The following is a 20667-nucleotide window of genomic DNA, read 5'->3' on the forward strand; positions in this document are numbered from 1 at the left end:
AATGAGCAGGATTCGTCCGGCCTGATTCAGGAGCGTGAGCAATGTCCAACGAAGTGATTAATACCGTACAGGTGCAGGCTGCCCCCGGCCGCTCGGATGAGCTGGGTAAGCAACTGCAAAAGATTGTCGAAACCCTGCGCGAACTACCGGGCTGCGACTCCTATATGGTCGACCGTTGCCCCGAGGACACCAACCGCTGGACCGTCAGCGCCCACTGGCAATCGGAAGCGGCCATGCGGCAGCATTTCAATTGCCCTGAGGTCCAGGGCTTTATCGGCCTGATCGACAATCAATTGGCGAATGCTGTGGATTTCAACAGCTTCCCGATCCGCTAAAACGCCCAACATTGCGGTGTAGGATTGGTCCCCCAAGCTTCCCGAATATTGGCTGTTTGATTGCCCTACCCTGCGGACTATCGTTGCTCCTGACGATAACCACCGCAGGTAATGACCCATGAAAACGTTGCGTTTCCTTGCTGCCCCGCTCGCTGCCCTCGCCCTGACCATTTCGGCTGCTGCCATTGCTCATGAAGGCCCTTCTGAAAAGGTCACGGTGCTGCAGGATCAGATGCTGAAAAATGTGCCCGGCAAAAAGGCGTTGATGATCGAAGTCGATTACGAGCCCGGGCAATCGTCCATTGCCCACAAACACGAAGGCACCGCCATGGCCTACGTGATATCCGGGGAGATTATTTCCCAGGTCAAAGGTGAACAACCCGTCACTTACAAGGCCGGCCAATACTGGTATGAACCGGCGGGATCGGAACACTTGGTGTCAAAAAACGCCAGTGCCACCCAGCCTGCCAAACTGCTGGTGTTTATGGTGTTGTCTCCGGATGAAAAAGTGTTGATCCCATTGGAAAACTGATACCTGTACGTACAGCTATAAATAAAACGGCTCGAACTTCGATTTCGGGCCTTTTTATTTCTCTACGTAATCAACCGCCCCTGTTTAAACCCAATAAAACTATTCACCTCCCGAGAAGCGCGCATTTTTGCTATTTAATTCAGCAAAGACAGGTTTAGTCTGGATTTACCGCTGGAGAACACCGGCACACTAACTTTCCGACACAAGATGTTTCACGGGAGTAACACCATGAAACTTGCGCTTGCCAGTACCCTGACGATGACCGTTGTTTTAACAGGCTGCTCGATCCCCACCGCGCCGAGCGCTGTATCTTCTCTGGAGGGCATCTTTACCGAGCCCGTTGGCCGCAGCAATGCCACGCTCATTCCGAATGGCAGTAACGTCTCGCTGGGCATTGTCTACAGTCAAAACACCCAAACCAATCGCGCCTACCTCCAGGACTATCGAGCCAACGCTGGCACCGGTTTCGGCCAGAGCCTGTTGGTTCAGTCGATTCATGACGCCTTCGTGACAACCTCCAACCCCGACCTCGCCGTGGATTGGGTCAAAGCATCGTTGCAGCGCCAGTTCGGCTCGGTCACGGTGTACCCGGACATGCAAAGCCTCAAGGCTGCGAAACCGGATGTGACCGCCATTGTCGACAGCCGCAGCCAATTGATGACCTCGCGCAGTTCGGATTTAGAGGCTCACGTCAGTGCAGATTTCTATGACGCCAACTTGAATTACATTGGCACCGCACAAGGGCATGACGCCAAAACGGTGAGCCCTCTTTGGGCGGACTTTGAACCGAGCCCAAAGATAGTGGCGGATATTAACGAGCAACAGAATGTGCAAGTTAGAGCACTGCAAAAGTTTGACCAGTCGCTCAGCAATTTATTGACCAAGCCGGCAGACAAAGTAGCGATTATTGATAATAAAACCAGCGGAAAGTTGTATTAAGGCTAATGGCCCCATCGCGGGCAAGTCGGATCGCCGCACCGCCGTTCCTACAGTTGGAACACATCCCACTGTAGGAACGGCGGTGCGGCGATCCGACTTGCCCGCGATGGGGCCTGAACAGACACCCAATAACCATCAGACAAAAAAAAGCCCCGCATGTCGCCATGCGGGGCTTTTTCATTCAGCGCCTGATCAGGCCGCCGGCTCCAGCTCTTCGCTGACAGGTGCAATGGCAGTCACCACCGCTTGCCCGCTCAACGCCAGGTCCAGCAGTTCGCGGTTGGCCACCGCGTACATGGCGTAGTCCGTACCGCTGGCGGCACGGAGTTCCACCAGCATGGCGCGCCAGCGTTCGATCATGCCTTCGTGCTCTTCCATCCACAGCGCCAGGCGTGTTTCCACGTCCTGAGTGCCGTCGCCCTGTTGCAGGACGGAGATGGTGATCGCACGTTGCTGCCAGTCGACGTCATCACGGAACGCTTCACGGGCCAGGGCTTGCCAGTTGTTTTCAACCGGCAGAGCGCTGATCTGTTGCAGGTACCAGGTGATGTCCAGCGCGCTACCAACGGCGAAGTAAGCCTTCGCGACGTCTGCTGCGTTCTGACCGGTAACGTCCGACGCTTCGATGATCGGCAGCAAGGTGTACAGGTGAGTGGTGCCTGCAACCATGCGCGCCAGCAACTCAGGTACGCCAGCCGCGACGTAGGCCTGATAGCGGGTCTGCCAGCCTTCGCGAGTCGGGCCTTCCAGCAGTTCGTCGAGCTTGAGGCCCAGCGCTGCCAGATGTGGACCGAAGTGCGCGACGTCACGAGCCGCATTCTGCTCGTTGCGACGGCTGCGCAGGAACCAGCGCGTGGCTCGGCGGCCCAGACGCATCAGCTCGTCCATCAGCTCCAGTTGCACGTCAGCGGAAACCTGGTAATCCAGGGCCTCTATCTGCCGGAACCAGTGCGGGAGGTGGAAGATATCCCGAACTATTACATACGCACCCGCAACATTCGCCGGGCTCATGCCGGTCGACTCTTTGAGTCGTTGAACGAAGGTGATGCCCATGTGGTTGACCAGGTCGTTGGCGATCTGGGTGCTGACGATTTCGCGCTTCAGACGGTGACGGCGCATGGCTTCGGAGAACTTGCTCACCAGGGTCGGCGGGAAAGCGGTTTCCATGTCACGGGTCAGGTAGTCGTCATCCGGCACCAGGGAGTTAAGCAACTGCTCCTTGAGGTCGATCTTGCTGTAGGAGATCAGCACCGAGAGCTCTGCACGGGTCAGGCCGTGGCCTGTCGCAATGCGCTCGTTGATCGCTTCTTCCGCGGGCAAGAACTCGATGGCGCGATCCAGCTTGCCACGGCCTTCCAGATCGTTCATCAGGCGCTTGTATTCAGCGATACGCGGCAAGGCACGACGCGCTGCCAGGGACAGGGCCTGAGTCTGCTTGTAGTTGTTGCCCAGCACCAGATTGCCGACTTCGTCGGTCATGCTCGCCAGCAACTGGTTACGTTGCTTGTCGGTCATGTCACCGGCGTGAACCACTTCGTTCAGCAGGATCTTGATGTTTACTTCGTGGTCGGAGCAGTCAACGCCACCGGCGTTGTCGATGAAGTCGGTGTTGGAACCGCCGCCATTGAGACCGAATTCGACACGACCCAGTTGGGTCATACCGAGGTTACCGCCCTCGCCCACGACTTTGCAGCGCAGTTCGTTGCCGTTCACGCGCAGTGCATCGTTGGCCTTGTCGCCGACATCGGCGTGGCTTTCGCTGCTGGCTTTGACGTACGTACCGATACCGCCGTTCCACAACAGGTCTACTGGTGCCTTGAGCAAGGCATTGAGCAGTTCGGTCGGGGTCAGTTTGTCGGCCTGAATGTCGAAGCGCTCTTTCATCTGCTCGGAGATGGCAATGCTCTTCGCGCTACGGGAGAAGATCCCGCCGCCTTCGGACATGATGCTGGTGTCGTAATCCGACCAGGCCGAACGCGGCAGGTCGAACAGGCGCTGACGCTCGGCGAAGCTGTTCGCCGGCTCCGGATTCGGGTCGATGAAGATGTGCAGGTGGTTGAACGCAGCCACCAGTTGCAGCGTCTCGGACATCAACAGACCGTTACCGAATACGTCACCGGCCATGTCGCCGACACCGACCACGGTGATGCTGTCTTTCTGGACATTGATGCCGCGTTCGCGGAAGTGACGTTGAACGCCAACCCACGCGCCCTTGGCGGTGATGCCCATTTTCTTGTGGTCGTAACCGGCGGAACCGCCGGAAGCGAACGCGTCACCCAGCCAGAAGCCGTAATCGATGGCGATACCGTTGGCGATGTCGGAGAAGGTCGCAGTGCCCTTATCCGCAGCAACGACCAGGTACGGGTCATCGTCGTCATGACGCACGACGTTGGCCGGCGGAACCAGCGCGCCGTCTTTCAGGTTGTCGGTGATGTCCAACAGGCCCGAAATGAAGATGCGGTAGCAGGCGATGCCCTCGGCCGCGATCTCGTCACGGCTGCCGCCCAGTGGCAGGCGACGCGGCAGGAAGCCGCCCTTCGCGCCGACTGGCACGATGACCGAGTTCTTCACTTGTTGGGCTTTTACCAGGCCCAGGACTTCGGTGCGGTAGTCTTCTTCACGGTCGGACCAGCGCAGACCGCCACGCGCCACGTTGCCGAAGCGCAGGTGCACGCCTTCGACGCGAGGCGAGTAAACGAAGATTTCGAACTTCGGTACTGGCTTCGGCAGCTCTGGAATCTGGTGCGGGTTGAACTTGAAGCTGAAGTACGACTTGTTATGGCCGTTGGCGTCAGTCTGATAGAAGTTGGTGCGCAGGGTGGCCTTGATCAGGTCCAGGTAGCGACGCAGGATGCGGTCTTCGTTCAGCACCTGGACGTCGTCCAGTGCGCTCAGAATCGCGTGTTCCAGACGTTGCTGCTTGTCTTCCAGGTCGTCGTCGGACAGCTTGCGTGCCAGATAGAAACGGGTTTTGAACAACCGGGTCAACTCGCGAGCGATGTCGGTGTGGTTGTTCAGGGTGCTGGCGATGTAGCCCAGGTCGAAGCCCAGACGAATCTGCTTCATGTAGCGCGCATAAGCACGCAGCAGCGCCACATCGCGCCACGGCAGGCCGGCGGTCAGCACCAGGCGGTTGAACGCATCGTTCTCGGCATCGCCACGCACGATGTGGACGAACGCGTCCTGCAAGGTGTCGTTGAGTTGCTGAATGTCGAGTTCCAGGCCTTCAGCAGCGGTGAACGCGAAGTCGTGAATCCAGAACTCTCGGCCATTAGTGTGGCGCAGGCGATACGGGAATTCACCCAGCACGCGCAGGCCCAGGTTTTCCAGGATCGGCAACACGTCGGACAGCGCCAGCGGCGTATCGGCGTGGTACAGCTTGCAGTGCAGCATGCGCTGGCCGGACACCTGACCCAGTGGCTGATAGAAACTCATCACCAATGGATTTTTTTCGTTCAGGCTCAGCAGGTGTTGCATGTCGACCACCGCCGAGTGGGCGGCGAAACGCTCACGGTAACCGGCCGGGAAGCCTTTCGGAAAGTCGGCCAGCACATTGGTGCCGTGGGCTTCGCCGAAGCTTTCCACTACCAGACTGGCGTAGTCGTCCTGCCAGCTGCGGCAAGCCTGAACCACTTCTTTTTCCAGCAGAACCGGGTCGATGTCGAGGCGGTTTTTCGGGTCGACGCGCAGGATCAGTTGCACGCGGGCCAGCACGGACTCGGAGAAGAATGTCCAGAACTCGCAATCCGAGGCTTTCAGGCGATCCATCAGCACTTGCTGGATTTTCTGGCGCACTTCGGTGGAGTAGATGTCGCGTGGCACGTAAGCCAGGCAGTAGCAGAAACGGCCGTACGGGTCTTTGCGCAGGAACACGCGGATCTTATTGCGTTCCTGGATCTGCACGATCGACATCACGGTGCTGAACAGTTCGTCGACCGGGGTCTGGAACAGGTCATCGCGCGGCAGCACTTCGACCACCTGCGCCAGTTCCTTGCCCAGGTGAGCCTTGGCCTGGAAGCCGGAACGGCGTTCGATTTCTTCGACCTTGCGGCGGATGTACGGAATAACCCGCACGCTCTCGCCATACACCGATGAGGTGTACAGGCCCATGAAACGGCATTCCTTGATGACGTTGCCGTGAGCATCGATTTCACGGATCGACACGTAATCCGGGTAAGCCGGACGGTGTACACGGCTTGGGTGCGCGGCCTTGGCGAACGACAACAGGGTCGGTTCGCGCAGGTAATTCACGGCGTAGTCTTCGATGCGCAGGTCATCGTAGGTCAGGCCGGTGCGCAGCAATTTGGTCAGGCCGAGGAAGGAATCCTGGTCGTAGACGATGTGGCCGCCGTCGGCTTCATCGCGAACCACGAACTCTTCGTAGCCCAGGAACGTGAAGTGGTTACCCACCAGCCATTCCAGGAAGCTTTTGATTTCGGCTTTTTCTTCAGGGTCGACCGCAAACTGACTGTTATCCAGGCCAGTGAGGATTTCCTGGACCTTGGTTTTCATCGGCTCGAAATCGGCGACCGCGACGCGGACTTCACCGAGGACCTGTTCCAGCTCTTTGCTCAGGACATTGAGCTCGGCCGTGTTGGCGCAACGGTCGATTTCCAGGTACATCAGCGATTCTTGAAGAATGCCTTCGCCCTGGGTGCCTTTGGGCAGGATTTCCAGCAACTCGCCTTTGCTGCCGCGACGAACGCTCAGCACAGTGGTTTGCAGGGTATGAATGCTGTAGCCGCGACGGTTCAGCTCGGTACGCACCGAGTCCACCAGGAATGGCAGGTCGTGGTGCAGCACTTCGACCGCGGTGTGGGTCGACTGCCAGCCGTGGCGTTCGTAATCAGGGTTGTAGACGCGCACTTGCGGTTGCGCGTGATCGAAGCGCTCAAGCAGGCGCCACGCAGAAAGGGTGCAGCCGGCGAGGTCGGACAACCGACGTTGGGTCAGCTCGTCCAGGGAAATGATGCCGAAGAATTGTTCAGCGAACAACGCCACTTGTGGCAGTGCCTGTTCACTGATGTGCTGTGCCAGTGCCGCTTGCAGTTGGTGCTGGAAGTCGGCTTTGCTGGCTGCGGTGAAGAACGCCATCTGTGGTACTCCGCTTGGGCTTGTTATTGATGGAAGCGTCGCGTGCAAAACCCCTTTCGGGGCGATCCGTCACCCTGCTCCTGATTCTCGGGCAGAGGAAACAGGGGGACAGGTGGGTGAAGCTGGACGAGACACTCGGGTCACATTCACCTTCCATGAATGGGCATCTGCAAAAGCGACTGAACTGCGTGCAGCGCAATGCCTTTACAGGTGCTCATCCGTTGCGCAGCTTAACGAGTGCGGCAAGGCCCATGCTTGCGGTGCTGCGACATATTCGGTCATCGGTACGCTACTGGCGGCACGCGCCTCGAACAACACTAGCAGCCGTGGGCAAAAACGGGCGTTTTATCCCCGGTTTTCCGGCACCCGCGTACCAGAAATGACCAGTAACACTCTAAGCGTCCGCGCCCCTCCTCTGACACTCAACCGAGCAGAAATTCCCTTGTGCTGGCAGAATTGTGTTTTGTTCGTCTTCACCATGCTCGTCGAGCCAGGAATTCCCCATGCAAATGACCACCGCCCTCTTGATTGTGAACCCTTGCGATGACGAGGAAGACAACATGGCCATGCTCTGCTGCCACAGCGATCAGGGCGATATGTTCCTGATGACCCGCTACCCGGACGAGGACGAACTGGAAATCACCCTCGACGACGAACCTTCGACGCTGGACGGCGTGAAAGTCACCCTCAGCCCTACCCGCCTGCTGATTGAAATCGCCGCGGCGGATGTGGATGCGCTGAATGGGGATGATTCTTTGGAAATCATTCACAACACGGATGCGGGTGATTTGGCAGAAGTGGAAGAAACCTTGCAGAACATTCTCAAGGGGACTGGTACCTATGTAAGCCAGCTCTGAATCTCAGCGCCTGTGCCGGCCCCTTCGCGAGCAGGCTCGCTCCCACATTTGATTGCATTTTCATGAAACAACCCGGTCACCTGTGGGAGCGAGCCTGCTCGCGATGAGGCCAGAGAGCTCAACGTCCGCCCCCCCGCCCTGCAAACTTCGTAAAGTTTCGCCAATCATTTCCCGCACTTTGCACAAAATGCCGTTAGTCGCCGCCCCCCGCGATGGATTAAAGTAACGCCCCCAGCCCAGGCGTTATTCGAACGCCTTCGGCCACCTTCTCCAGGAACAGTCATCGATGGAACATCGTGAAGCGCTGCTCGCGCTGCGAACCTTTCTTTCAACGCAGATTCTCGGCCAGGAAAAACTCATCGAGCGCTTGCTCATCGCGTTGCTTGCCGACGGCCACATGCTGGTCGAGGGCGCCCCGGGCCTGGCCAAGACCAAGGCCATCAAAGAGCTTGCCGAAGGGATCGAAGCACAGTTCCACCGCATTCAGTTCACCCCTGACCTGCTGCCCGCAGACATTACCGGCACCGAAATCTATCGGCCGGAAACCGGCAGTTTCGTGTTCCAGCAAGGCCCGATTTTCCACAACCTGGTGCTGGCGGACGAAATCAACCGTGCCCCGGCCAAGGTTCAGTCCGCATTGCTGGAAGCCATGGGCGAGCGCCAGGTCAGCGTCGGGCGCAGCACTTACGAGCTGTCGCCGCTGTTTTTGGTAATGGCCACGCAAAACCCCATCGAGCAGGAAGGCACCTATCCGCTGCCCGAAGCCCAACTCGACCGCTTTCTGATGCATGTAAAAATCGGCTTCCCTGATGCCGCCGTCGAACGGCGAATCCTGCAACAGGCCCGTGGTGAAGCGTTGAACGGCGAAACCAAACCCGAGCGCAGGGTCAGCCAGCAGGCGATTTTCGCCGCGCGCAAGGAAATCCTCGGCTTGTACATGGCCGACGCCGTGGAGGAATACCTGGTGCAACTGGTCATGGCCACACGCACACCGGCCAAGTTCGACCCGGAGATGGCCGAGTGGATCGCCTATGGCGCCAGCCCGCGCGGTTCGATTGCCCTCGACCGCTGCGCGCGGGCCCACGCCTGGCTGGCCGGTCGCGACTTCGTCAGCCCGGAAGACATTCAAGCGGTGTTGTTCGACGTGCTGCGCCACCGCATCATTCTGTCCTTTGAAGCCGAAGCCGCTGGCATCGATCAGGACCGGGTGGTCCAGCGGATTCTCGACGTCGTAGCCGTCGCTTGACCCCGATGAACGCCATCCTGCCAGCCGAACCGGGCATCCGTGTCAGCCTCGCCGAACTGATCGAGATGCGCCATCGCGTGCGTGAAGTGCAATTGTTCTCCACGCCGAGCCAGCGCAGCCCGCTGATCGGCCTGCACCACTCCAAACTGCGCGGGCGCGGAGTGGACTTCGATCAGGTACGGGTCTATCAGGCCGGTGATGACGTGCGAAGCATCGATTGGCGCGTCACCGCCCGCACCCAGGAACCCCACACCAAACTGTTCCATGAAGAGCGTGAGCGGCCGATTTTCATCATGGTCGAGCAAAGCCGTCGTCTGTTCTTCGGCTCGGGACTGATGTTCAAGTCGGTGCTCGCCGCCCAGGCCGCGAGCCTGATTGGCTGGGCGGCGCTCGGCCATAACGATCGGGTCGGCGGACTGGTGTTTGGCGACAATGAGCACTACGAGATCAAACCCCGCCGTAGTAAACAAAGCCTGCTGCAATTGCTCAACCGTCTGGTGCGGGTCAATCAGTCGCTGCACACCGAAAGCGAAACGGACCGCGACGCCTTCGGCATTGCCCTGCGGCGCGCCCGGGAAGTGCTGCGCCCCGGTAGCCTGGCGATCGTGATCTGCGACGAGCGCGCCTTGAGCGAGGGCGCCGAGCAACAGTTGAGCCTGCTGTCGCGTCATTGCGACCTGTTGCTGCTACCCGTGTCCGATCCACTGGATCACGCCCTGCCCGCCGCCGGCTTGCTGCGATTTGCCGAACGTGGCGCGCAACTGGAACTCGACACCCTGAATTTCGACCTGCGCCAGACCTATCGCGCGCAAGCAGAAGCACGCATCGCACGCTGGGAATTGCTTGCCCAAAAACTACGCGTATTACTGATGCCATTGAGCACCCAGAGCGAGATGGTCGAGCAACTGCGCGAGTACCTGAACCCACAAAAACCGGGGAAAGGTCGATGAGCAGTCTCGATCAACTGCAGCCGCTGATTACCCCACCCCCCATCGAATTCTGGCCTCCTGCGCCGGGCTGGTGGTTGTTGCTGTTATTGCTGCCGCTGATCGGCTTTGGCCTGTGGCGGATGCGACACTTGATGGCACGCAAACGCCCTATCGTTCGCGCCGAACAGCCGCTGGACCCGGTGCGCGTCGCTGCGCTGGCCGAACTGGCGCGGATGCCTAAACCCTACGACGGCGCACCGGCCGGCGCCTGGTTGCAGCAGCTCAATGGGTTGCTCAAACGCCTGTGTCGCAATCATTACCCTTACAGCCAGAGCCACACACTCAACGGACGCAAATGGCTGGCGTTTCTCGACAACCGCTGTCCCGCTGCCGGCCTGACACGCTGGATGGTCCTGGTTGAAGGCGCCTACAAACCCGAATGCAAACTCGACGACAAGGCCATCGCGGGCCTGACCCAAGCCGTCGACACCTGGATTCGCAAACATGTTTGAGTTTGCCTGGCCGTGGATGTTTGCCTTGCTGCCCTTGCCGTGGTTGATGCGCGTACTGTTGCCGATGGCCGACAGTGGCGAGCCGGCGCTCAAAGTCACGTTCCTGAATGACCTCGAAGGCCTGACCCGCCGCCGCGCCCGGGCAAACCTGCCGGCCTGGCGCCAGCAGGCACCGTTCATACTACTTTGGCTGTTGCTGTTGATCGCCGCCGCGCGCCCGCAATGGCTGGGTGAGCCGCTGCCGATTGCGGCCAGTGGCCGCGATTTGCTGGTAGCGGTAGACGTGTCCGGCTCGATGGATTTTCCCGACATGAAGTGGCAGGACGAGGACGTCAGCCGTTTGAGCCTCGTGCAACATTTGCTCGGTGACTTCCTGGAAAGCCGCGATGGCGATCGGGTCGGCCTGATCCTGTTCGGCAGTCAGGCGTACCTGCAAGCGCCGCTGACCTTCGACCGGCACACCGTAAGGGTCTGGCTCGACGAAGCGCGGATCGGCATCGCCGGCAAGAACACCGCCATCGGCGATGCCATCGGCCTGGCCCTTAAACGCCTGCGCCTGCGTCCGGCCCAGAGCCGTGTGCTGATTCTGGTCACGGACGGCGCCAACAACGGCGGCGAAATCGACCCGTTGACCGCTGCGCGCCTGGCGGCTAACGAAGGGGTGAAAATCTACCCTATCGGCGTTGGGGCCAACCCGGAGGAAAGTGGCACGCTGGGCTTTCTCGGCGTCAACCCGAGCCTGGACCTCGACGAACCGGCGCTCAAAGCCATCGCTGAAGCCACCGGCGGTCAGTATTTCCGCGCCCATGATGGCAACGAACTGCAAACCATCAAGGACACCCTCGACACACTAGAGCCGGTCACGCAACAACCCACCCAGGCCCGTCCGGCCCAGGCGTTGTATCACTGGCCGCTGGCGTTGGCGCTGCTGTTGAGCATGCTGTTGGTGGTGCGCGAGCGCTGGCCGGATAATCCGCTGCATCGTCTGTTCACCAAGGATCTGTACTTGCAATCGCCCCTGCCTGACTGGCGCCAGCGACTCAAACGCCTGCGCCTGCGGAGACGCCGATGAGCGTGCTCTGGCCTTTCTGGTTCCGCCCCTGGTGGCTGTTGCTGTTGCCTGTGCTGGGCTGGTTGCTGTGGCAACTCTGGCACCGGCAAAAGCGGGCCGGGCGCTGGCAGATGATTCTGCCGCCCGCCTTTCACGCCGCCTTGCTCAGTGGCGGTAACGGACGCGACAGCAAGCTGCCATGGGTCGTACTCGGGTTGGCCTGGGTGCTGACCGTCCTGGCGCTGCTGGGGCCGAGCTGGCAACGGGTCGAACAGGCCAGTCAGAAGCCTGCCGATCCACTGGTCGTGGTGCTTGAACTGACCCCGGAAATGCTCGCCACCGACGTGGTGCCGAATCGGCTGGAACAGGCGCGGCGCAAGCTGTTTGACCTGCTGCAAGTGCGCAGCGACTCGCAGACGGCCATCGTCGTTTACTCCGGCAGCGCACACACGTTGGTGCCGTTGTCGGATGACCTCTCGACCAGTGGCAACCTGCTGGATGCGCTGAAACCTTCGCTGATGCCTGAGACCGGGCATCGGGCTGATCTCGCGGTGAACAAGGCACTTGCCTTGCTCAATCAGGCCGCTTTGGGCGATGGCCGGATTCTGCTGATCGGCTCCACCCTGACCGAGCAAGAGCGCCAAGGCATCCGTCAGGTACTGGATGGGCATTCGACGCAATTTTTGATGCTTGGCATCGGCACTGACGAGGGTGCGCCGGTTGCTCAGGAAGACGGCAGCTTCCTCAAGGACAATGAAGGCGCGATTCTGGTGCCGCGTCTGGACAACTCAAGCCTTAAAGCCTTTGCCCACGATCTCGGCGGACGCTATCGCCAGGCGCAACTGGACGATGCCGACCTGCGCGCGCTCGGCCTGCTCGATGGCCCGCGCACGTTGCGTAACGACGGGCAAACCTTGCGCCTCGACACGTGGGCCGACCAGGGCTACTGGCTGTTGCTGCCGCTATTGCTGCTGGCTGCGTGTGCCGGGCGCCGCGGCTGGTTGTTCTGCCTGCCGTTGCTGTGGGTGCTGCCGCAACCAAGTTACGCCTTCGACTTCGAAGACTTGTGGCTGCGCCCTGATCAAAGGGGCCTGCACTTGCTCAAGCGAGACCACCCGGCCAGGGCTGCGCAGTATTTCCAGGACCCACAATGGCAAGGTGTGGCGCTGTATCAAGCCGGCGACTACAGTGGCGCCGCCCAGCGGTTCGCCCAAGGCAGTGACGCCCACGCCCACTACAATCGTGGCAATGCCCTGGCGAAAAGCGGGGAGCTGGAAGCCGCGCTGGATGCCTACGAACAAGCGTTGGAACTTCAACCCGATTTGCGCCCGGCCCTGACCAACAAAGCGCTGGTGGAAAGTCTGCTCAAGCAGAAACACACCCCGCCGCCGGTTGAGCCGGATTCCACCGACGACAGCGAGGCGCAGAACGCCGAACAGGAACAGTCGCCCGGAGCGGCCACGCAACCGACGAGCGACGGCGAACCGAAAACCGATGCCCAGCAAGCCACACAGGACGCCCAGCAACAGGCCACAGCGCCGCCAAAACCGGGTACCAATGAAGTCCCGGGCAGCGAGTTGGCAGACGAGCAAAGCACCAGGCCACCGCGGCGCCCGGCCAGCGGCACGATTGAAGGCGAACAGCGTCAGGCGCTGGAGCAATGGCTGCGCAAGATCCCGGATGATCCAGGTGAACTGCTCAGGCGCAAATTCTGGTACGAACAGCAACAACATCAGGATCAGGGAAAAACTCGATGACCCGCTTCACCCTCTTCATGCTTGCCCTGCTGTTCTGCGCCGTTCAGGCCCAGGCGTCGGCGCTGGTGGCCAGTGTCGATCGCAGCCGCCTGAACTCCGGCGAGACGGTCGAACTGACCCTGGAAACCAGCGACGTGACGCAGTTTGGCAAGCCGGATCTGACGCCACTGGAGCCGCTGTTCGAAGTGCGCGGTACCCGCCAGGTCAACCAGTTGAACACCCTCAGTGGCGAAAACCGCGCGACCACGCGCTGGATCATTACCTTGCTGCCCAAGGCAAACGGCAGCGTGACGATTCCGTCATTGCAACTGGGCGAGGTGCAGAGCCAGCCCATCACGGTGCAAGTGGTCGAGAGCGAAAGCCAGGACACCGCGACCAAACTGGCCCCGGTATTTATTGACACCAGCCTCGATCAGACCAGTGTGTACGTGCAGGCCCAGGCGGTCCTGACCTTGCGCATCTACCATTCCGTGTCGCTGTACGACGACAGCAGCCTGACCCCTTTGCAGGTGCCTGACGCGCGTATCGAACAACTGGGTGAGTCGCGCACCTACGAAAAAGTCATCAACGGTCTGCGCCATGGCGTGATCGAAATGCGCTACGCGATCTATCCGCAACACAGTGGCGAACTGGCCATTCCGGCGCAGATCTTCAGTGCCACTCTGGTCGACACCCAGCCCGCGCAGGACGCTGCGGCCCAAGCGCCGAAATCCGGGAAACTGATGCGCGTCAGCTCCACGCCCATTTTGCTGTCGGTCAAAGCCAAACCCATCACCTACCCTGCCGACCTGCCCTGGCTGCCGGCCCGCAGCGTGACGCTGAGCGAAAGCTGGAACCCGGAGCCGGACCACGCACAAGTGGGCGACTCGCTGACCCGCAGCCTGATCCTCAAGGTGGAAGGCCTGTCCAGTTCGCAACTGCCGCCGCTGCCGGCCACCGACGTCAATGGCTTGCGGCGCTATCCGGATCAACCGGTAATGAACAACCAGAGCAGCGAACGTGGGCTGATCGGCAGTCGCGAAGACCGCGAAGCCCTCGTTCCCACCCGCAGCGGTGCAATCGAGTTGCCGGCGGTCGAAGTGGTCTGGTGGAACACGTTCGAAGATCATCTGGAACACAGCAGCCTGCCGGCGCGTACCCTGCAAGTCGCCAACAACCCGAGCATGGTCGTCGATACACCGGCCGGGATACCTCAAGTCAATTCCGCTGCCGACAGCGAAACCCTGCGGCGCTGGAAACTCAGCACGCTGATCCTCGCCTGCACCACCCTGCTGGGCTTCGGCCTCTGGTGGCGTGCCCGCTGGCAACCGGCGATCCTGCGTGCTGCGCAGACTGGTCCGAGCCCGCGCACCGTCCTCGACGACCTCAAACGCGCCTGCCTGGCGAATGATTCACACGCCACCCGCCAGGCGCTCGACGCCTGGGCCCGTCAACAGCCGGAAACCCTGGCCGACATGGCCGCCCGTTTCGTGCCCTTGTCTGATGCGCTGGACGGCTTGAACGGCGCACTCTACAGCGAAACCGGCCAGCACTGGCAAGGCGAAGAACTGTGGCGCGCGATCAAGGCGATCCCGATTGCCGAGCGGGTTCAGGACCTGGTGGGTGATAGCGGGTTGCCGCCGCTTTATCCCAAATAATCACCGCCCTGTAGCAGCTGCCGAGCCTGCGAGGCTGCGTCCGACTGCGCAGCAGTCGCAAAATCAATACATGCGGTGTATCAGACAAACAGCGTATGCAGGATTTACGACTGCTGCGCAGTCGGACGCAGGCTTCGTCTGCTGCTACAAAGAGTGCGTCGCCACATCAGGTGTGTTTGCCAGTAAACTCCCTCCCCTTTAGCCGCCATCATTCCCCCCGCGGCCATCACCTTACTTCCAACGGAGTACGCCTTGCGTCTGTTCCACACCTCCGACTGGCACCTTGGGCAGAATCTGCACGGCCAGGAACGCGATTTCGAGCACGCCTGTTTTCTTGAATGGCTGTTGCGCCAGCTGAAGCTGGACCAGCCCGATGTGCTGTTGATCGCCGGCGATATCTTCGACACGGTCAACCCGCCGGTCAAAGCCCAGGAACGCCTCTACGATTTCATCGTCAGCGCCCACGAGCAGCAGCCCTTGCTGACCATCGTGATGATCGCCGGCAACCACGACTCCGGCTCACGGATCGAATTGCCCGCGCCATTGATGCGCCGCTTGCGCACCCATGCGCTCGGTCGGGTGCTGTGGCTGGATGACGGTCAACTGGATGCCGAGCGCCTGTTGCTGCCGTTGCCCGATGACAGCGGTGAGATTGTCGGCTGGTGCCTGGCGCTGCCGTTCCTGCGCCCTGCCGAAGTCACCGGCGCGCAGTTGGGCGACAACTATTTGCGCGGGATTGGCCAGGTTCACGAATGGCTGATCGAAGCGGCCAACGCCAAACGCAAACCCGGCCAGGCGTTGATTGCGATCAGCCACGCGCACATGGCCGGCGGTTCGGTGTCGGAAGATTCCGAGCGCAGCCTGATCATCGGCAACGCCGAGGCCCTGCCCGCCAGCCTGTTCGGGCCAAGCATCAGTTACGTTGCCCTCGGCCATTTGCACAAGCCGCAGAAGGTCAACGGCGAGGAGCGCATCCGCTACAGCGGCTCACCGATTCCGCTGTCGTTTTCCGAGATCGGCTATCAGCATCAGATTCTCGACATCACCCTCGATGGCGAAACCCTGGTCAGCGTCGAGCCGAAGCTGATTCCACGGGCAGTCAACCTGCAACGCATCGGCCCGGCGCCGCTGGCGGAAATCCTCCTGCAACTGGCTGACCTGCCCAACATTGATTTGCTCGCCGACATCCAGCGCCAGCCATGGCTGGAAGTCCGGGTGCGCCTGGACGAGCCGCAACCCGACCTGCGTCACCAGGTAGAAACCACCCTGCAAGGCAAAGCCGTGCGTCTGGTGCGTATCGCCGCCGAATATGCCGGCAATGGCAGCCGCGAGGGCGTCGATGACGGCACCAGTCTGGTCGAACTGGACCAGCTAACGCCTCAGGAATTGTTCAGCCGCGCCTGGCAGGACAGCTATGGCAGTGAGGTCGATGAGCAAACGCTGAAGGACTTTGCCGAGCTGTTACAGGACGTGCAGATGGAGAGCGAACAGCCATGAAGATTCTCGCGATCCGCCTGAAAAACCTCGCCTCCCTGGCCGGGCCCTTTGAGATCGACTTCACGGCCGAACCGTTGGCCAGCGCTGGTCTATTCGCAATCACCGGACCCACCGGTGCCGGTAAAAGCACTTTGCTTGATGCCTTGTGCCTGGCACTTTTTGGCGCCGTGCCCCGTCTGAGCAATGCTCAAGTGTCCGCGAAAGCGCCGGACGCCGATGGCGAAATCAGCACCGGCGACCCCCGTACGCTGTTGCGACGTGGCACGGGTGAAGGCTATGCCGAAGTGGATTTCGTTGGCATTGACGGCCGTCGTTACCGCGCTCGCTGGGAAGCCAACCGCGCCCGGGAGAAAGCCGGCGGCAAGCTGCAAGCCAGTCGCCAGAGCTTGCGCGACATCGATCAGGATCAACTGCTGGCCAGCCAGAAAGTCGAGTTCAAAACCCAGCTCGAATCCGTACTGGGCTTGAACTTCGAGCAGTTCACCCGCGCCGTGTTGCTCGCCCAGAGCGAATTCAGTGCCTTCCTCAAGGCCAACGACAACGAACGCAGCGAATTGCTGGAAAAGCTCACCGACACCGCGCTCTATACCCAGCTCGGTCGCCGCGCGTTCGACAAGACCAAAGAGGCGCGTGAAACCCACAAGCTGTTGCAGGACCAGGCCACCGGCGTGACGCCGCTATCTCCCGAAGCCCGCGCCGAACTGGATGAGCGCTTCAATGAGGCGCAGCAGCAACTGAAAACTCAGCAGGCGCAACTCAAACAGCTTGAGCTGCAACACACCTGGCTCAAAGACCTGCGCCAGTTGCAGGACGAGCAACTGAGCGCCACTGAACAACTGAACAGCGCGCAGCAGCATTGGGACAGTCTGGTCGGTGAACGCCTGAAACTGACGCGCCTGGAGCAGTTGGCCCCGCAACGGCATCAGTTCGCCCGCAAAACTGAACTCACCGCTCAGCTCACGCCGCTGGCTGCGCAGATTCAACAACACACGCAACAGCAACAGGAACTCACCGAGCGCCAGACTCAACTCGGACAGAGCCTGAGCAGCGCCCATACCGCGCTGACCGAAGCGCAAAACCAGCACACCCACAGTGCGCCGTTGCTACGCCAGGCCTTTGAAGCTCAAAGCACCCTCGCCCGTCTGGTCAAAGACACCAGCCTCAGCGCCGATCTCAAGCAGCAAGCAGAACTGGCCTGCACTCAGGGTCAGAGCACGATTCAAGGTTTGCTTGATCAGCAAAAACAGGTTGCCGAACGTCTGCAACGCATCGCCGGGGAGCTCGAATACAGCACGCCTCTGGCACCGCTGAGCGAGGCGTGGAACGCCTATCGCGATCGCCTGCAACAGCTGATGTTGATCGGCAATCGCTTGAACAAAGGCCAGGCCGAACTGGCGGCCCTGGAGCAAAGTGCAACAGGCGCAGCCGAAGCGCTGGCCTCGCAAAAACAGCAGCTGGAAGTGCTCTACAAAGAGGCCGGCGCCGAACCTGAAGCCGTGGCTGAACAAATCCAGCTGCTCGGCAATCTGTTGCAGGACAACCGCAAGCAACTACGGGCTTTCGAAGAACTGACACGGCTGTGGGCCAGTCAGCTGGAACTGGACCACCGCGGCGCGGAGCTTCAACAACGCCAGCTGGGCGCTCAGCAAGAACGCGATCGCCTGACCCAGGACGGGGTAAAAACCAAGAACGAACTGACCATCGCCGAACAGACCCTGACCATTACCCGCGAACTGCTGGAACGTCAGCGTCTGGCCCGCAGCGCCAGCGTCGAAGAATTGCGTGAGCAGTTACAGGACGATCAGCCGTGTCCGGTTTGTGGCAGCCCCGACCATCCCTATCATCAGCCGGAAGCGCTGCTGCAAAGCCTCGGTCGCCATGACGAAAGCGAGCAGGCCAACGCGCAGAAAGCCGTCGACCAGTTGAAGGAAAAACTCACTGATCTGCGTGCAGAAGTCGGCGGCTTGATCGCTCAGCAAAAAGAGCTGTTACAGCAGCAAGAGCAACTCGCCACCCAGCAACAAGCCCTGACGCCAAGCCTCGAAGCGCATCCATTGTCGACGCAATTAATGACTCAGGACGCGAACAAACGCGATGCCTGGCTGACGCAGCAAAACAATCAGTTGAACCAGAGCATCAGCCAGGACGAGCAGCGGCAAACCGCCCTGCTGACCTTGCAACAGGACGCCGCGCGCCTTCAGCAACAACTGCGCAGTGCCGAGACCGCAAGCCAGCAGGCGGCGCAGCACCTGACCAACCAGCAACGCGAGTTGAGCAGCGACCGTCAGCGTCTGGATGAAGAACTGACCGCGTTCAGCACCCTGCTCCCGACCGAGACGCTGGAGGCATTGCGCAACGAGCCCGCCGCGACGTTCATGCAGCTCGACCAGCAGATTACCCAGCGCCTGGAGCAACTCGACCAGCAACGCGATGAACTCAGCGAACAGCTGCAACGTCAGCAGGCGCTGGAGAAAGAACAGGACCGTCAACAGACACGCGTTCAACAACTGGATGCCGCCCGACAGCAGTTCGATGCCCTCGCCGAGCAACAGCAGGCCAGTCAGCAAACACTGGCTCAATTGTTGGGCGAACACACCAGTGCCGAGCAATGGCAGCAGCAACTCGATCACGCCGTCGAACAGGCACGCACTGCCGAATCGACGGCCAATCAGGAACTGCAAACCGTACGCACGCGCCTGGTGCAACTGGCGGCCGAACTCAAGGCCCGGCAGGAACGCGCGCAGGCAATGGAAGCCGAAGACCGCGAGTTGAGCAGCAAGATTGGTGATTGGCGCGCGCAGCATCCCGAGCTGGATGACGGCGGTCTGGACGCGTTGCTCAGCGTCGACGATCAACAGCTCAGCGAACTGCGCCAGCAATTGCAACACAGCGAAAAAGCCATCGAACAGAACAAGGTCTTGTTGCAGGAGCGGGATAAGCGCCTGCTCAGCCACCAGGCACAGCACAACGGTAATCTCGATGCCGAACAACTGGCCACCGCACTGACCGAACTGCAAAACCTGTCTTCCGCCAGTGAACACCGCTGCGCCGAACTGCGCGCCGAGCAGACCGAGGATCAGCGCCGGCAAAACGCCAATCAAGCCCTGGCCCAACAGATCGCCGACGCCTACACCGAGTACCAACGCTGGGCGCGTTTGAATGCATTGATCGGTTCGGCCACCGGCGATACGTTCCGCAAGATCGCCCAGGCCTACAACCTCGATCTGTTGGTGCACCACGCCAACGTACAGTTGCGGCAACTGGTGCGCCGTTATCGGTTGAAACGCGGCGGCAGCATGCTGGGGTTACTGGTGATGGACACCGAGATGGGCGATGAACTGCGTTCGGTGCATTCGCTGTCTGGCGGCGAGACGTTCCTGGTGTCTCTGGCACTGGCCTTGGGCCTGGCTTCGATGGCGTCGAGCACGCTGAAAATCGAATCGCTGTTCATCGACGAGGGCTTCGGCAGCCTCGATCCGGAATCCCTGCAACTGGCCATGGACGCGCTGGACGGCTTGCAGGCTCAGGGCCGCAAAGTGGCGGTGATTTCCCATGTGCAGGAAATGCATGAACGGATTCCGGTGCAGATTCAGGTTCGTCGTCAGGGCAATGGCCTGAGTACCCTGGAGGTGAAATGAATACGCTGTATTCCTTCCGCCGCTGCCCGTACGCCATGCGCGCGCGGATGGCGCTGCGCTACTCCGGCGTACCGGTGAACATCGTCGAAGTCAGCCTCAAGGCTAAACCCGCAGAGATGCTGGCGTTGTCGAGTAAAGGCACGGTACCGGTGCTGAGCGCTGATGGCCGGGTCATTGATGAAAGCCTGGCAATCATGCAATGGGCGTTAGCACAAAATGATCCGCAGGACTGGTTGCTCAAGGATGATCCCGCCGGACAAGCGCGCATTGCGGCCCTGATTGAGTCGAACGATCAGACCTTCAAAGTACATTTGAATCGCTACAAATACGCCGAACGTTATCCCGAACAACCGATGGAGGTTTATCGGGCCGACGGTGAGGTGTTTTTGCGCCAGCTTGATGAGTTACTGGAGGGGCGCGACTACTTGCTGGCGGCGCATCCAAGTCTGGCAGACATAGCGCTGATGCCGTTCGTGCGGCAGTTTGCGCATGTCGATCGCGAGTGGTTCGCGCAGACGCCTTACGTGCGGTTGCAGGGCTGGTTGCAGCGGTTTCTGGAGTCGGACTTGTTTACTGGCGTAATGAAGAAGTAACTGCATCGATCCCTGTAGCAGCTGGCGAAGCCTGCGTCGGCCGGTCCGCG

14 protein-coding genes are annotated in these 20667 nt (G+C 60.4%); 13 read left to right on the forward strand and 1 reads right to left on the reverse strand.

Annotated elements, in window-relative coordinates:
- The first annotated feature begins 41 nt into the window (after positions 1-41).
- The 3 genes from KGB06_RS25605 (at position 42) to KGB06_RS25615 (ending at position 1806) form a co-directional block, all read left to right on the forward strand.
- Complete coding sequence (locus KGB06_RS25605) at positions 42-335, forward strand: antibiotic biosynthesis monooxygenase family protein (RefSeq protein WP_223520749.1); 294 nt, start codon at positions 42-44, stop codon at positions 333-335.
- A gap of 118 nt (positions 336-453) precedes the next feature.
- Complete coding sequence (locus tag KGB06_RS25610) at positions 454-867, forward strand: cupin domain-containing protein (RefSeq protein ID WP_223520751.1); 414 nt, start codon at positions 454-456, stop codon at positions 865-867.
- Between the two features lie 228 nt (positions 868-1095).
- A complete protein-coding gene (locus tag KGB06_RS25615; RefSeq protein WP_223520752.1) occupies positions 1096-1806 on the forward strand; it encodes an ATPase in 711 nt (236 codons plus the stop codon).
- 192 nt (positions 1807-1998) lie between these two features.
- Here KGB06_RS25615 and KGB06_RS25620 read toward each other — a convergent pair whose 3' ends face one another.
- Positions 1999-6900 carry an NAD-glutamate dehydrogenase gene (locus KGB06_RS25620; protein WP_223520754.1) on the reverse strand — a complete coding sequence of 1634 codons (4902 nt, stop codon included), beginning with the start codon at positions 6898-6900 and terminating at the stop codon, positions 1999-2001.
- A 503-nt stretch (positions 6901-7403) separates the two neighbouring features.
- Here KGB06_RS25620 and KGB06_RS25625 point away from each other — a divergent pair.
- From KGB06_RS25625 to KGB06_RS25670, 10 genes are all read left to right on the forward strand, one after another.
- Positions 7404-7757: a hypothetical protein gene (locus KGB06_RS25625; RefSeq protein ID WP_223520756.1), complete on the forward strand. Its 354-nt coding sequence runs from the start codon at positions 7404-7406 to the stop codon at positions 7755-7757.
- Between the two features lie 286 nt (positions 7758-8043).
- Entirely contained in the window at positions 8044-9003 is a 960-nt protein-coding gene (locus KGB06_RS25630; protein WP_008150800.1) for an AAA family ATPase, read from the forward strand.
- A 5-nt stretch (positions 9004-9008) separates the two neighbouring features.
- On the forward strand, positions 9009-9953 hold the full coding sequence (locus KGB06_RS25635) for a DUF58 domain-containing protein (protein ID WP_223520758.1): 945 nt from the start codon (positions 9009-9011) through the stop codon (positions 9951-9953).
- Positions 9950-10444, forward strand: coding sequence for a DUF4381 domain-containing protein (locus KGB06_RS25640; protein ID WP_223520760.1), 495 nt, complete (start codon positions 9950-9952; stop codon positions 10442-10444). The genes KGB06_RS25635 and KGB06_RS25640 overlap by 4 nt, the downstream gene beginning before the upstream one ends.
- Positions 10437-11516 (forward strand): vWA domain-containing protein, encoded by a 1080-nt coding sequence (locus KGB06_RS25645; RefSeq protein WP_223520763.1) that lies wholly within the window; start codon positions 10437-10439, stop codon positions 11514-11516. The genes KGB06_RS25640 and KGB06_RS25645 overlap by 8 nt, the downstream gene beginning before the upstream one ends.
- On the forward strand, positions 11513-13252 hold the full coding sequence (locus tag KGB06_RS25650; protein WP_223520765.1) for a VWA domain-containing protein: 1740 nt from the start codon (positions 11513-11515) through the stop codon (positions 13250-13252). Before KGB06_RS25645 ends, KGB06_RS25650 begins: the two co-directional genes overlap by 4 nt.
- On the forward strand, positions 13249-14889 hold the full coding sequence (locus KGB06_RS25655; RefSeq protein ID WP_223520767.1) for a BatD family protein: 1641 nt from the start codon (positions 13249-13251) through the stop codon (positions 14887-14889). Before KGB06_RS25650 ends, KGB06_RS25655 begins: the two co-directional genes overlap by 4 nt.
- Before the next feature lie 252 nt (positions 14890-15141).
- A complete protein-coding gene (locus tag KGB06_RS25660; RefSeq protein WP_223520770.1) occupies positions 15142-16386 on the forward strand; it encodes an exonuclease SbcCD subunit D C-terminal domain-containing protein in 1245 nt (414 codons plus the stop codon).
- Positions 16383-20024 (forward strand): AAA family ATPase, encoded by a 3642-nt coding sequence (locus tag KGB06_RS25665; protein WP_223520772.1) that lies wholly within the window; start codon positions 16383-16385, stop codon positions 20022-20024. The genes KGB06_RS25660 and KGB06_RS25665 overlap by 4 nt, the downstream gene beginning before the upstream one ends.
- A complete protein-coding gene (locus KGB06_RS25670; protein WP_223520774.1) occupies positions 20021-20617 on the forward strand; it encodes a glutathione S-transferase in 597 nt (198 codons plus the stop codon). The genes KGB06_RS25665 and KGB06_RS25670 overlap by 4 nt, the downstream gene beginning before the upstream one ends.
- The last annotated feature ends 50 nt before the right edge of the window (positions 20618-20667 follow it).

The sequence above is a fragment of the Pseudomonas sp. GL-B-19 genome (genome assembly GCF_019956415.1).
Taxonomy (GTDB): domain Bacteria; phylum Pseudomonadota; class Gammaproteobacteria; order Pseudomonadales; family Pseudomonadaceae; genus Aquipseudomonas.